At 73.1% G+C, this 12,602-nt stretch carries 14 protein-coding genes; 11 read left to right on the top strand and 3 right to left on the bottom strand.

Features of this window, described 5'->3' with window-relative positions; all coding sequences use genetic code 11:
* The first annotated feature begins 32 nt into the window (after window positions 1-32).
* The 3 genes from miaB to dapF are packed head-to-tail and all read left to right on the top strand — an operon-like array spanning window position 33 to window position 3,401.
* A complete protein-coding gene (miaB, locus tag FHR77_RS07470; RefSeq protein WP_167259540.1) occupies window positions 33-1,607 on the top strand; it encodes a tRNA (N6-isopentenyl adenosine(37)-C2)-methylthiotransferase MiaB in 1,575 nt (524 codons plus the stop codon).
* Between the two features lies 1 nt (window position 1,608).
* Window positions 1,609-2,520 (top strand): tRNA (adenosine(37)-N6)-dimethylallyltransferase MiaA, encoded by a 912-nt coding sequence (miaA, locus tag FHR77_RS07465; RefSeq protein WP_167259539.1) that lies wholly within the window; start codon window positions 1,609-1,611, stop codon window positions 2,518-2,520.
* Window positions 2,517-3,401: a diaminopimelate epimerase gene (gene dapF, locus FHR77_RS07460; protein WP_167259538.1), complete on the top strand. Its 885-nt coding sequence runs from the start codon at window positions 2,517-2,519 to the stop codon at window positions 3,399-3,401. Before miaA ends, dapF begins: the two co-directional genes overlap by 4 nt.
* Before the next feature lie 43 nt (window positions 3,402-3,444).
* Here the strand turns inward: dapF and FHR77_RS07455 are convergent, their stop codons facing one another.
* Window positions 3,445-4,053, bottom strand: a complete 609-nt coding sequence (locus FHR77_RS07455; protein ID WP_167259537.1) for a class I SAM-dependent methyltransferase — start codon at window positions 4,051-4,053, stop codon at window positions 3,445-3,447.
* Between the two features lie 82 nt (window positions 4,054-4,135).
* Between FHR77_RS07455 and hflX the strand changes: the two genes are divergently transcribed.
* Complete coding sequence (gene hflX / locus FHR77_RS07450) at window positions 4,136-5,683, top strand: GTPase HflX (RefSeq protein WP_167259536.1); 1,548 nt, start codon at window positions 4,136-4,138, stop codon at window positions 5,681-5,683.
* 123 nt (window positions 5,684-5,806) lie between these two features.
* Here the strand turns inward: hflX and lexA are convergent, their stop codons facing one another.
* Window positions 5,807-6,493 carry a transcriptional repressor LexA gene (lexA, locus tag FHR77_RS07445; protein ID WP_056056206.1) on the bottom strand — a complete coding sequence of 229 codons (687 nt, stop codon included), beginning with the start codon at window positions 6,491-6,493 and terminating at the stop codon, window positions 5,807-5,809.
* 252 nt (window positions 6,494-6,745) lie between these two features.
* Between lexA and FHR77_RS07440 the strand changes: the two genes are divergently transcribed.
* The 6 genes from FHR77_RS07440 (at window position 6,746) to FHR77_RS07415 (ending at window position 11,276) form a co-directional block, all read left to right on the top strand.
* Window positions 6,746-7,126: a hypothetical protein gene (locus FHR77_RS07440; protein WP_208380744.1), complete on the top strand. Its 381-nt coding sequence runs from the start codon at window positions 6,746-6,748 to the stop codon at window positions 7,124-7,126.
* A gap of 63 nt (window positions 7,127-7,189) precedes the next feature.
* On the top strand, window positions 7,190-8,275 hold the full coding sequence (locus tag FHR77_RS07435; RefSeq protein ID WP_167259535.1) for a histidinol-phosphate transaminase: 1,086 nt from the start codon (window positions 7,190-7,192) through the stop codon (window positions 8,273-8,275).
* Window positions 8,272-8,886 carry an imidazoleglycerol-phosphate dehydratase HisB gene (gene hisB / locus FHR77_RS07430; RefSeq protein ID WP_056056201.1) on the top strand — a complete coding sequence of 205 codons (615 nt, stop codon included), beginning with the start codon at window positions 8,272-8,274 and terminating at the stop codon, window positions 8,884-8,886. Before FHR77_RS07435 ends, hisB begins: the two co-directional genes overlap by 4 nt.
* Window positions 8,883-9,518 (top strand): imidazole glycerol phosphate synthase subunit HisH, encoded by a 636-nt coding sequence (gene hisH, locus FHR77_RS07425; protein ID WP_056056200.1) that lies wholly within the window; start codon window positions 8,883-8,885, stop codon window positions 9,516-9,518. The genes hisB and hisH overlap by 4 nt, the downstream gene beginning before the upstream one ends.
* A 130-nt stretch (window positions 9,519-9,648) precedes the next feature.
* A complete protein-coding gene (gene priA, locus FHR77_RS07420) occupies window positions 9,649-10,395 on the top strand; it encodes a bifunctional 1-(5-phosphoribosyl)-5-((5-phosphoribosylamino)methylideneamino)imidazole-4-carboxamide isomerase/phosphoribosylanthranilate isomerase PriA (RefSeq protein ID WP_056056198.1) in 747 nt (248 codons plus the stop codon).
* Window positions 10,392-11,276 carry an SseB family protein gene (locus tag FHR77_RS07415; RefSeq protein ID WP_167259534.1) on the top strand — a complete coding sequence of 295 codons (885 nt, stop codon included), beginning with the start codon at window positions 10,392-10,394 and terminating at the stop codon, window positions 11,274-11,276. Before priA ends, FHR77_RS07415 begins: the two co-directional genes overlap by 4 nt.
* Here FHR77_RS07415 and FHR77_RS07410 read toward each other — a convergent pair.
* Window positions 11,273-11,689, bottom strand: coding sequence for a DUF1844 domain-containing protein (locus FHR77_RS07410; RefSeq protein WP_370543615.1), 417 nt, complete (start codon window positions 11,687-11,689; stop codon window positions 11,273-11,275). The two genes, FHR77_RS07415 and FHR77_RS07410, sit on opposite strands and share 4 nt — an antisense overlap.
* Before the next feature lie 253 nt (window positions 11,690-11,942).
* Between FHR77_RS07410 and infC the strand changes: the two genes are divergently transcribed.
* Window positions 11,943-12,599 (top strand): translation initiation factor IF-3, encoded by a 657-nt coding sequence (gene infC, locus FHR77_RS07405; protein WP_235491231.1) that lies wholly within the window; start codon window positions 11,943-11,945, stop codon window positions 12,597-12,599.
* Window positions 12,600-12,602 lie beyond the last annotated feature (3 nt).

The raw sequence follows: 12,602 nt of genomic DNA, 5'->3' as shown, positions 1-12,602 counted from the left end.
GGGGCGGGGGTGCCGATCTACACTGGGTCACCATGACGACGGTCACCTCCGCCCCGCTCCCGGCCGCTCCGGCGGAGGTCCGTCCACGCACCTACGAGGTGCGCACCTACGGCTGCCAGATGAACGTCCACGACTCCGAGCGGCTGAGCGGCTCGCTCGAGGCGTCCGGCCTCGTCGCCGCCCCGGAGGGGGCGGAAGCCGACGTCGTCGTCATCAACACCTGCGCCGTGCGCGAGAACGCCGACAAGAAGCTCTACGGCACGCTCGGCCAGCTGGCGGGGGTCAAGCGGAAGCACGCCGGCATGCAGATCGCCGTCGGCGGTTGCCTCGCCCAGAAGGACCGCGCGGCCGTCCTCGAGGCGGCGCCCTGGGTCGACGTGGTCTTCGGCACCCACAACACGGGCTCCCTCCCGGCCCTGCTCGAGCGCGCGCGGCACAACGACGCGGCACAGGTCGAGATCCTCGAGTCCCTCGAGGTCTTCCCCTCGACGCTGCCGACCAAGCGAGAGTCGACGCACAGCGGCTGGGTGAGCATCTCGGTCGGCTGCAACAACACCTGCACCTTCTGCATCGTCCCGTCCCTGCGGGGCAAGGAGCGTGACCGGCGGCCCGGCGACGTCCTCGCCGAGGTCCGGTCGCTCGTCGACGACGGCGTGATCGAGGTGACCCTCCTCGGCCAGAACGTCAACAGCTACGGCGTCGAGTTCGGTGACCGGCTCGCCTTCTCGAAGCTGCTGCGGGCGGTGGGCCAGGTCGAGGGCCTCGAGCGAGTGAGGTTCACGAGCCCGCACCCGGCGTCGTTCACCGACGACGTCATCGAGGCGATGGCCGAGACGCCCACCGTCATGCCGCAGCTCCACATGCCCCTCCAGTCCGGCTCCGACCGGGTGCTGCGCGCCATGCGACGGAGCTACCGCAGCGAGAAGTTCCTGGGCATCCTCGACCGCGTCCGTGCCGCGATGCCGCACGCGGCGATCAGCACCGACATCATCGTGGGCTTCCCCGGCGAGACCGAGGCCGACTTCGCCGAGACCCTCCGGGTCGTCGAGGAGGCGCGGTTCGCGTCCGCCTTCACCTTCCAGTACTCGGTGCGGCCCGGCACCCCGGCCGGCGAGATGCCCGACCAGCTGCCGAAGGCCGTCGTGCAGGAGCGCTACGAGCGTCTCGTCGCCCTCCAGGACTCCATCTCCGCCGCGGAGAACCGTACCCAGGTCGGGCGGCTCGTCCAGGTCATGGTCGCCGCCGGCGAGGGCCGGAAGGACGCGGCGACGCACCGGCTCTCCGGCCGCGCCGAAGACAGCCGCCTCGTGCACGTCGAGGTGCCGCGAGGCGCCGGGGTCCCGCGTCCCGGCGACGTCGTCTCGGTGCAGGTCACCGACGCCGCGCCGTTCTACCTGATCGCCGACGCGGGCCCCGGCCGCCCCTGGAGCCTCCGCCGCACGCGGGCGGGCGACGCGTGGGACCGCGCCCAGGCGGCGTCCTGCGGCGTCCCCGCGACCGTGGGGGGCGCCTCCGGCACGACCGCCGCGCCGCGCGTGTCGCTGGGCCTCCCGACGCTCCGGGTCGCGACGACGCCGATCTACAGCGCGACCGACGACCTCCGCTGACGTGCTGGTCGCGATCGTCGGCTCGACCGGCACCGGCAAGTCCGCGTTCTCCCTCGACCTCGCCGAGGCCCTCGCCGCCCGCGGGGCGGCGGCGGAGGTCGTCAACGCCGACGCGATGCAGCTGTACCGCGGCATGGACGTCGGCACGGCGAAGCTGCCCCCGGCCGAGCGCCGGGGAGTGCCGCACCACCTCCTCGACGTCCTCGACGTGACGGACGAGGCGAGCGTCGAGTGGTACCAGAAGGAGGCGCGCGCGGCCGTCGACGCCGTCCTGGCCCGCGGTGCCGTGCCCCTCCTGGTGGGCGGCTCCGGGCTGTACGTCTCGAGCGTGCTCTACGACTACCGCTTCCCCGGCACCGACCCGGTCGTGCGGGCTCGGTTCGAGGCGCTGGGCGAGGGCGGGGGGCCGCGGGCGCTCCACGCACTGCTCCGCGAGACCGACCCCCGCGCCGCCGAGTCCATCGGCCCGCACAACGCGCGACGGCTCGTCCGGGCGCTCGAGGTGGGGGAGATCACGGGGGAGCCGTTCTCCGCGTCCCTGCCCGACGAGGCGCCCCGGTGGCGCGACTCCCACGTTATCGGCCTCCGCGAGGAGCGCTCCGTCCTCGTGCAGCGGCTCGACGAGCGCGTCGAGGCGATGTGGGCGGGCGGGCTCCTCGACGAGGTCGCGCACCTCACGACGCTCGGCCTCGACCGGGGAGTCACCGCCCGCCGGGCGATCGGCTACGCGCAGGCGGCGGCGCAGCTGCGGGGCGAGGTCGACCAGCGGGAGGCGGTCGAGACGACGCAGGCCCTCACGCGTCGCTACGCCCGCCGCCAGGTCAGCTGGTTCCGCCGCCTGCCCGACGTGGACTGGTCGGCGACGGGGGAGGCCGGGGCCGTCGAGCGGGCCGTCGCTAGACTCCTCGGGTGACCACCACCCTGCAGTTCACCAAGGGCCAGGGCACCGGCAACGACTTCGTGTTGTTCACCGATGCCGACGCCGAGGTCGACCTCGACCCCGTGACGATCCGGGCGCTCACCGACCGCCACTTCGGCGTGGGCGGCGACGGCGTCATCCGGGCCGTGAAGACGGCGTCGCTGCCCGGCGGCGCCGAGCCCTTCGTCGGCGACGGCGCCGGTTCCCCCGAGTGGTTCATGGACTACCACAACGCCGACGGCAGCGTCGCCGAGATGTGCGGCAACGGCATCCGCGTCTACGTGCGCTACCTGCTCGAGCGCGGCCTCGTCGAGCTGGCCGAGGGCGACCGCCTCGCGATCGGCACCCGTGCCGGGGTCCGCTGGGTCGAGCGGTCCGTCGACGGCTTCCGTGTCGACCTCGGGGCCTGGCGCCTCGACGACGCCGAGCCGACCGTGCGCGCCCGCGAGCTGCACGCCGCGCGCCCCGGCCTCTCGCTCTCCGTGGGCAACCCCCATGTCGTCGTCGCGCTGGCCGGCGACGCCGAGCTCGACGCGGTCGACCTCGCCTACGCGCCGATGCTCGACCCCGTGCCGAGCGACGGCGCCAACGTCGAGTTCGTCGTCCCCTCCGACCCCCTCGTCGTCGACGGCGTGGGCCGCATCCGCATGCGCGTCCACGAGCGCGGCAGCGGCGAGACGCTCTCCTGCGGCACCGGCGCGGCGGCCGCGGCCCTCGCGACCCGCCACTGGGCGGGCACGGGCGCTCCGGCGTCCTGGCTCGTCACGGTGCCGGGCGGCGTGGTCGGCGTCCGTGTCACCGAGCACCCCGACGGCGAGCACGTGTCTCTGAGCGGGCCGGCCGAGCTGGTCTACAGCGGCGCCCTCACCCTCTGAGGCACGGCGCTCCCTCGCGGGAGCCGACCCGCGCCTCCCCGGGTCAGCTGCGGGTGGCCCGGATGATGCGGTACCCCTTGCTGGTGGAGGCGCGGTGCACGTCGACGACGTCGCGCATCGTCTCGCCGATCCAGCGCTGCAGGGAGTCCGCCCCGAGGTTCTTCTGCACGACGAGCCAGGCGTCGGCCCCCTCCTCGAGCCGGGGGAGCCAGCGCTCGAGGATGCCGTGCAGCTCGGCCTTGCCGACGCGGATGGGCGGGTTCGACCAGATGGTCGCGAAGCGCACGTCGTCGGGAACATCGTCCGGGGTGACGGCGTTGACGTTGTGGAGGCCGGCGGCCCGGGCGTTCTCGCGCACGAGCTGCAGGACCCTCTCGTTCACGTCGACGGCCCACACCGTCGCGTCGGGTGACATCAGCGCGAGGCTCAGGGTGACGGGCCCCCATCCGCACCCGACGTCGAGGAGGTCGCCCACCGGGGGCGGCGCCGGGGTGCCGGCCAGCAGCACCGACGTGCCAGGGTCGACCCGGCCGGGGCTGAAGACGCCCGCGGCCGTCGTGATCGAGAGCTCACGGCCCGCGAGGGTCGCCGTGATCGTGCGACGACGCAGCTCGCTCTCCGGGTTCGGGGAGAAGTAGTGCTCGCTCGACATGATCCACAACCTACCGAAGATGCAGGGCTCGCCCGTCCGGGCGCCCTGCGACCTGCCTGACGAAAGGGCTACGATCACACCGATGACAGACACTCCCTCCACCCCGCTCGACGCCGAGCAGGGCGACCAGCTGCCCGACGACGTCGTCGCCCGGGTGCTGGAGCGCGCGGCGGCCCGCTCCTCCGCGTACACCGTCTTCTCGCCCGCGCAGGCGATCCAGACCCGCTCCCTGGCCGACGCCGGCTCCGACGGCGAGCAGCTCGACCGTGACGACCGCGCCGCGCTCCGGCGCGTGGGCGGGCTGTCGACCGAGCTCGAGGACGTCACCGAGGTCGAGTACCGCCAGCTGCGGCTCGAGAACGTCGTGCTGATCGGCGTCTGGTCGCAGGGGTCGCTCGGCGACGCCGAGAACTCCCTGCGCGAGCTCGCCGCCCTGGCCGAGACGGCCGGCGCGGTCGTGCTCGACGGCCTGCTGCAGCGGCGTCCGAACCCCGACCCCAGCACGTACCTCGGCAAGGGCAAGGCGGAGGAGCTCCGGCAGACCGTCGCCGCCCTCGGCGCCGACACGGTCATCGCCGACACCGAGCTCGCGCCCAGCCAGCGACGTGCCCTCGAAGACGTCGTGAAGGTCAAGGTCATCGACCGCACCGCGGTGATCCTCGACATCTTCAGCCAGCACGCCAAGAGCCGCGAGGGCAAGGCGCAGGTCGAGCTCGCGCAGCTCGAGTACCTGCTGCCCCGCCTCCGTGGCTGGGGCGAGTCGATGTCGCGCCAGGCCGGTGGCCAGGTCGGCGGCGCCGGTGCCGGCATGGGCAGCCGTGGCCCCGGTGAGACGAAGATCGAGCTCGACCGGCGCCGCATCCACACCCGCATGGCGCGCCTCCGTCGCCAGATCAAGGAGATGAAGCCGGCGCGCGACGCCAAGCGCGCGAACCGCGACCGCAACGAGGTGCCCTCCGTCGCGATCGCGGGCTACACGAACGCCGGCAAGAGCAGCCTGCTGAACCGCCTCACGAGCGCGGGCGTCCTGGTCGAGAACGCCCTGTTCGCGACCCTCGACGCCACGGTGCGGAAGAGCTCGACGCCCGACGGCCGCCCGTTCACGTACGTCGACACGGTCGGCTTCGTGCGCAACCTGCCGCACCAGCTCGTCGAGGCGTTCCGCTCGACCCTCGAGGAGGTCGCCGCGAGCGACGTCATCGTGCACGTGGTCGACGGCTCGCACCCCGACCCGGCCGCCCAGCTGGCGACGGTGCGCCAGGTGATCTCCGAGGTCGATGGCCACGACATCGCCGAGGTCGTCGTCTTCAACAAGGCTGACCTCGTCGACGCCGACCAGCGGCTCGTGCTGCAGGGCCTCGAGCCCTCGGCGGTCTTCGTCTCCGCCCGGACGGGCGAGGGCGTAGACGAGCTGCTCGACCGCGTCGCCGGCCTCCTGCCGGAACCCGAGGTCGAGGTCGACCTGCTCGTGCCGTACGACCGCGGAGAGGTCGTGGCGCACCTGCACGACGCGGGCCGCGTCGTCTCGACCGACTACGAGGAGGCCGGCACGCGCCTCCACGCCCGGGTGTACCCGAGCGACGTGGCCGCCCTGGCACCGTTCGTGCAGCCGGCGGTCGCCCGGCGCTGAGCGCCGGCCCTCCGCCACAGCACGAAGGCCCGCTGCCGTCTCGGCAGGGGGCCTTCGTCGTCGCGGTCGGCGGTGGTGCAGGAGTCGCGGGTCGTCTCGTCGAGGCCGCCGCGACCCAGCCCGCTACACCGAGCGCAGCACCGCCACGACCTTGCCGACGATCTGGGCGTGGTCGCCCAGGATCGGCTCGAAGGCGCTGTTGCGGGGGAGCAGCCAGGTGTGGCCGTCGCGCTGGCGGAAGACCTTGACGGTCGCCTCGTCGTCGAGCATCGCCGCGACGATGTCGCCGTTCTCCGCGCTCTGCTGCTGGCGGACGACGACCCAGTCGCCGTCGCAGATGGCGGCGTCGACCATGGAGTCGCCGACGACGCGCAGCATGAAGAGGTCGCCCTTGCCCACGAGCTGGCGGGGCAGGGGCATGACGTCCTCCACCTGCTGCTCGGCGGTGATGGGCACGCCGGCGGCGATCCGGCCGACCATGGGCACGTGGGCGGTGTCGCCGTCGTCGCTGCTGGTGAGGATGGTGGTGACGGGAGCGGAGGGGGCCGACTCGTCGGCGAGCACCTCGAGGGCGCGGGGCCGGTTCGGGTCACGGCGGATGCGGCCGGCGAGCTCGAGCTGGTTGAGCTGGTGCGTGACGCTCGACAGCGAGCGGAGGCCGACCGCGTCGCCGATCTCGCGCATGCTCGGCGGGTAGCCGCTCTGGGCGATGCTCGCCTGGATGGCCGCCAGGATCGACTCCTGCTTCGCCGTCAGTGCCTTGCGGGAGGGGGCCGTCACGGCCGCGCTCGCGCGCTGCGGGTCGCTCATCTGTCTCCTGACGTCGGATGTCGGTGGTCGCTGTTTGACTCCCACCATCGATCGAAACCGTATCCGATGACGACGACCCAGCCACACACCTGTTCGAGTGTGTCGCAGATCCGGAGGGCGTCGGAGGGGGATGAGGGGTTGAATCGACCATGGATCGAATGTATGTTCGGAACACGTCTTCGTGTTCGGCATTCCCGGCCGAGTGCCGGGCACGAATTCGCAGTCTTCTCTCGCGGTGAAAGGACCCACCCCATGAGCGCCATCGTCAGCAGCATCAGCATCGCCCCCAGCATCGACGGCACCCCCGCCGCCGCCCCCGTCCGCACCCGTCTCCGCATCACGCGCCGCGGTCGTCGCGTCGTGGCCGCCACCGTCGCGCTGGGCGTGGCGGGCATCGTCGGCGGCGTCCTGCTCGCCGGCCCCGGGGCGCAGGCCTCCGACAGCTCGGCCGCCGTGGCGTTCGAGCACGTCACGGTCGAGGGCGGCGAGACGCTCTGGCAGGTCGCCCACGAGATCGCGCCCACGAAAGACCCGCGCGACGTCGTCAGCGACATCGTCCGGCTGAACGCCCTCGGCAGCGCCGAGGTCAGCGCGGGGCAGACCCTCGCCGTCCCGACGAAGTACTCCGACTGACCCGTCGGCAGCGGACGTCGTCCTGGTGACGGTCGGGGCGCGCCTCGCGCCTACCATGGAGGGGTGTCCTTCAGTCTCGACGACCTGCCCCTCCGCGACGACCTCCGCGGCCTGACCCCGTACGGCGCCCCTCAGAAGAAGGTGCCCGTCGCCCTCAACGTCAACGAGAACACGCATCCCGTGCCCGCCGACGTGGCCCGCGACATCGTCGCCTCGATCGCCGAGGCGCTGCACGAGGTCAACCGCTACCCCGACCGTGAGTTCACGGCTCTGCGCGAGGCGCTGGCGGCCTATCTCGGGCACGGCGTCACGGCTGAGCAGATCTGGGCGGCGAACGGCTCGAACGAGGTCATCCAGCAGCTGCTCCAGGCGTTCGGCGGCCCCGGTCGTTCCGTCCTCGGGTTCCCGCCCACGTACTCGATGCACTCGATCATCACCGTCGGCACCGGCAGCACCTGGGTCGAGGGTCGCCGCGACGGGGGCTTCGGCATCTCGCCCGAGACTGCCGTCGCCGAGATCGAGCGCGTCCGCCCCGACATCGTCTTCTTCTGCGGCCCCAACAACCCCACCGGCACGCCCCTCGACCTCGCCACGGTCGAGGCGGCCTACGACGCGACCGACGGCATCGTCTTCGTCGACGAGGCCTACGCCGAGTTCATGCCGCCCGGGCAGCCGACGGCGTTGACGCTCCTCGAGGGGCGTCCGCGCCTCGTCGTCTCGCGCACGATGAGCAAGGCGTTCGCCTTCGCCGGGGCCCGCGTCGGGTACCTGGCCGCGCACCCGGCCGTGGCCGACGCGCTCCGTCTCGTCCGCCTCCCGTACCACCTCTCCTCGTTGACGCAGGCGGCCGCCGTCGCGGCCCTCCGTCACGCCGACGAGATGCTCGCCATGGTCGACGACATCCGGGGGCAGCGCGACCGCATCGTGCGCGAGCTGGCCGCGATGGGCTACGAGCCGTGGCCGACCTGGTCGAACTTCGTCCTGTTCGGCGGCGTCGACGACCCGTCCGACGTCTTCGAGCGGCTCCTCGAGCGCGGCATCATCGTGCGCGACCTGGGCATCCCCGGCCACCTCCGCGTCAGCGCCGGCACGGAGGCCGAGACCACCGCGTTCCTCGACGCCCTCCGCGACATTAGGCTCTCCTCGTGACCGATCAGCGCGCCTCCCGCACCGCCTCCCTGACCCGATCGACGAGCGAGTCGAGCGTCGCGCTCTCGCTCGACCTCGACGGCACGGGGCGGTCGACCGTCTCGTCGTCGGTGCCGTTCTTCGACCACATGCTCACCGCGCTCTCGAAGCACTCGCTGATCGACCTCGACGTGACCGCCACCGGCGACACGCACATCGACGCGCACCACACGGTGGAGGACATCGGCATCACGTTCGGCACCGCGCTGCGCGAGGCCCTCGGCGACAAGTCGGGCATCTCGCGCTACGGCGACGCCCTCGTGCCGCTCGACGAGGCCCTCGTGCAGGCTGTCGTCGACGTGTCGGGTCGCCCCTACCTCGTCCACACCGGCGAGCCCGCGGGCTTCGAGCACCACCTCATCGGCGGGCACTTCACCGGTTCGCTCGTGCGCCACGTCTTCGAGGCCATCACGGTGCACGCCGGCATCACCGTGCACGTCCGCGTGCTGGGCGGGCGCGACCCGCACCACATCGCCGAGGCCGAGTTCAAGGCCTTCGCACGGGCGCTCCGCCAGGCCGTCGAGCCCGACCCCCGGGTCTCGGGCGTCCCCTCGACCAAGGGCTCGCTGTGACGGCGCGGCCGACCGTCGCCGTGCTCGACTACGGCAGCGGCAACGTGCACTCGGCCGTCAAAGCGCTCGAGCTCGCGGGCGCCGACGTGGAGCTGACCCGCGACCGCGGTCGCGTGCAGTCGGCCGACGGCCTCTTCGTGCCCGGCGTCGGGGCCTTCGGCGCCGTGATGAGCCAGCTCGAGTCCGTGGGCGGCGGCGAGCTGATCGACCGACGCCTCGCCGGCGGACGGCCCGTCATGGGCATCTGCGTCGGCATGCAGGTCTTCTTCGAGGGCGGCGTCGAGCGCGGGACGACCACGGGCGGGCTCGGCGAGTGGCCGGGCGTCGTCGACGAGCTCAAGGCCGACGTGCTGCCGCACATGGGCTGGAACACCGTCGACGCCCCGGAGGGCAGCGTCCTCTTCGACGGGGTCCGCGACGAGCGCTTCTACTTCGTGCACTCGTTCGCCGCGCAGGAGTGGACGCTCGACGTGATCCGCCCGTTCCCCGAGCCGCACGTCACGTGGGCCGACCACGGCGGCCGGTTCGTCGCGGCCGTCGAGAACGGCCCGCTCTGGGCGACGCAGTTCCACCCCGAGAAGTCGGGGCAGCCCGGCATCCGCCTCCTGTCGAACTGGCTCGGCACCCTCTGACCCGGCGCGACGGCCGGCCGGGCCCGACCGCCCGGCCGGCCGCCGCCTCCACCCCGACCCCGCCCCGAGAGGCGCGTCGTCCCGACGCGACGGGGGCACGATCCCGCGGCCACGCCGCGAGGGAGACAGCATGAGCGAGTTCTGCACCACCCCCGGCCTGACCCTCTTCCCGGCCGTCGACGTCGCCGGTGGCCAGGCCGTCCGCCTGACCCAGGGCGAGGCCGGCACCGAGACCGGCTACGGCGACCCGGTGGCCGCGGCGGACGACTGGAAGGAACAGGGCGCCGAGTGGCTGCACCTCGTCGACCTCGACGCGGCGTTCGGGCGCGGCGACAACCGGTCGATCATCAAGAAGGTCATCCGCCAGGTGAAGGGCATCAACGTCGAGCTCAGCGGCGGCATCCGTGACGACCGCTCGCTCGACGACGCGCTGAGCACCGGCGTCAAGCGCATCAACCTCGGCACCGCGGCGCTCGAGAACCCCGAGTGGGCCGCGCACGTCATCGCGGAGTACGGCGAGGCCGTCGCCGTGGGCCTCGACGTGCGCGGCACGACGCTGGCCGCGCGGGGCTGGACGCAGGAGGGCGGCGACCTCTGGACCGTCCTGGCCCGCCTCGAGGACGCCGGCTGTGCGCGCTACGTCGTCACCGACGTCACGAAGGACGGCACGCTCCAGGGCCCGAACGTCGAGCTGCTGAAGCAGGTGACGGAGCGCACCGAGAAGCCCGTCATCGCCAGCGGCGGCATCTCGAGCCTCGACGACATCGCGGCCCTCCGCGAGCTCGTGCCCCGGGGGGTCGAGGGCGCCATCGTCGGCAAGGCCCTGTACTCGGGCGCGTTCACGCTCGGCGCCGCGCTCGACGTCGCCTCGGCGTGACGTCGGAGGCCTCCGGCCCCGGTGCGGCGCACGAGGGCCCCGGCGCTCACGACGGGCCCCCCGGGCCCCCGGTCGACAGTGCCGGTCGCCCGTGGGCGGGCCGCACCTTCCAGCACCACGACACGGCCTACGCGGGTGACGACGGCTCGGCCGACCCGCGCCTCCTCGAGGCCCTGACGCGGTTCCACGCGGGGGAGGCCGACGAGGTGGCGGTGGTGGACGCCCTCCGCCCCGCCCGGCTGCTGATCCCGCTCGTCGCGGTCGCCGGCGAGGAAGGGCTGAACGAGCACGGCGTCGTCGTCGACAAGACGCAGGAGCTGTCGATCGTCACGGTCGCGGGCCCCGACGGCCGCGACGTGCTGCCGGCGTTCACGTCGGTGGAGACGCTCCGGGCCTGGGACCCGAAGGCACGCCCCGTCCCCGCCGACGCCCGACGCATCGCCCTGGCGGCCGCGGCCGAGGGCACCGACCGGCTCGTGCTCGACCCCGCCTCGCCGACCGAGTTCGGCCTGCGGCGGCCGGCCCTGTGGGCCGTCGCGCAGGACGAGCGCTGGCTGCCCAGCCACCAGGACCCGGACGTGCTGCAGGCGTTCCTCACGGCGTCGGCCACCGAGGAGGCGCTGGTCACGGTGGCGGTCGCGCCCGGCTACCGGTCGGCGCGGCTCGGCCCGCCCGAGCTCGTCGTGCAGCTGGGCGTCCGGCCGGGTCTCGACCAGGAGCAGCTCAGCGCCGTGCTCGGGCGCCTGCAGGCGGCCTGGTCGGCCGACGCCGTCATCGCGGAGCGGGTCGACGGCATGGCCGTGAAGGTCGTCCCCGCCGCCGCCGGGGGGCCGGCCCAGCCCGGCGGCCCGGCCCGGCCCGACGGGCTGGCCCGGCCCTAGTTGACCGGGCCGGTGAGCTTCTCGCCGGGGCCGGCGCCCACCGCGTCGGGGATGGCGCTCGCCTCGCGGAAGGCGAGCTGCAGCGACCGGAGCCCGTCCCGGAGGGCCCGGGCGTGCTGGTCGCCGATCTCGGGCGCGCTGGCCGTGACGAGCCCCGCGAGCGAGGTGATCAGCTTGCGGGCCTCGTCGAGGTCGGTCTGCGCCTGGGGGTCGTCGGCCAGGCCGACCTTGACGGCGGCGGCGCTCATCAGGTGGACGGCGACGGTGTTGATGACCTCGACGGCGTTGACCTCGGCGATGTCGCGCACGGCGTCGTCGGCGCCGCCCGTCGCCGACGGGGCGGTGTCGTCGGCGAAGCGGTGGGTGTGCGCGTCGTCGGAGGCGGCGGCGGTGTCTCGGGGGGAGTGGCTCACGAACTGATCCTCTGCTAAAGTCGTCAAGGCTCGGAGCGTCTGCTCCGTGCGAAAGTGGAGATTCTCCCACCCGCGCTCGACCGTTACACGAGGTTACCGGGTTGTTGGCACCCCGTCGGTGTCCGTCCGAAGCTCACCTGCCCCGCAGGTGGCTCAGGTCGGAGACAGGCAGCCAGGGTGCAGTGGTCCTGTCGCGCCGTGAGGTGCAGGGGCCACGAACCTCCTCTTTCCCCGCCGCGTCACCGACGCGGTGGTGTCGGAAGCATCAACAGAGGAGTTCCGCATCAGCGATCCCCGTACGAACGACCGCATCCGCGTCCCGGAGGTCCGACTCGTCGGCCCCGCCGGAGAACAGATCGGTGTCGTCCCCATCGCCATGGCCCTGCGGCTCGCCGCGGAGGCCGAGCTCGACCTCGTCGAGGTGGCCCCCAACTCGAAGCCTCCCGTGGCCAAGATCATGGATCACGGGAAGTTCAAGTACGAGGCCGCGCAGAAGGCGAAGGAGGCGCGTCGCAACCAGGCGAACACGATCCTCAAAGAGGTCCGTTTCCGCCTGAAGATCGACAAGCACGACTACGAGACCAAGCGCAAGCGCGCCGAGGGCTTCCTCCAGGGCGGCGACAAGGTCAAGGCCATGATCCTGTTCCGCGGTCGCGAGCAGTCGCGTCCCGACCAGGGCGTCCGCCTCCTGCAGCGCTTCGCGGAGGACGTCGCCGAGCTCGGCAGCGTCGAGTCGACGCCCACCATCGACGGCCGCAACATGGTGATGGTGATCGGTCCGCACAAGAACAAGTCCGAGGCCAAGGCCGAGGCGGAGGCCCGCAAGGTCGCCGCCAAGGGCCCGAAGCACCCGACGTCCGACGAGGCGCCGGCCGACGCACCGGCCGCGCCCACAGAAGAGAGCAAGTAAGAG

This window comes from Frigoribacterium endophyticum, assembly GCF_011759585.1.
Classification (GTDB): Bacteria; Actinomycetota; Actinomycetes; order Actinomycetales; family Microbacteriaceae; genus Frigoribacterium; species Frigoribacterium endophyticum.
Note: the sequence above shows the minus strand (reverse complement) of the source record. Positions and strands in the feature narration are given on the sequence as shown.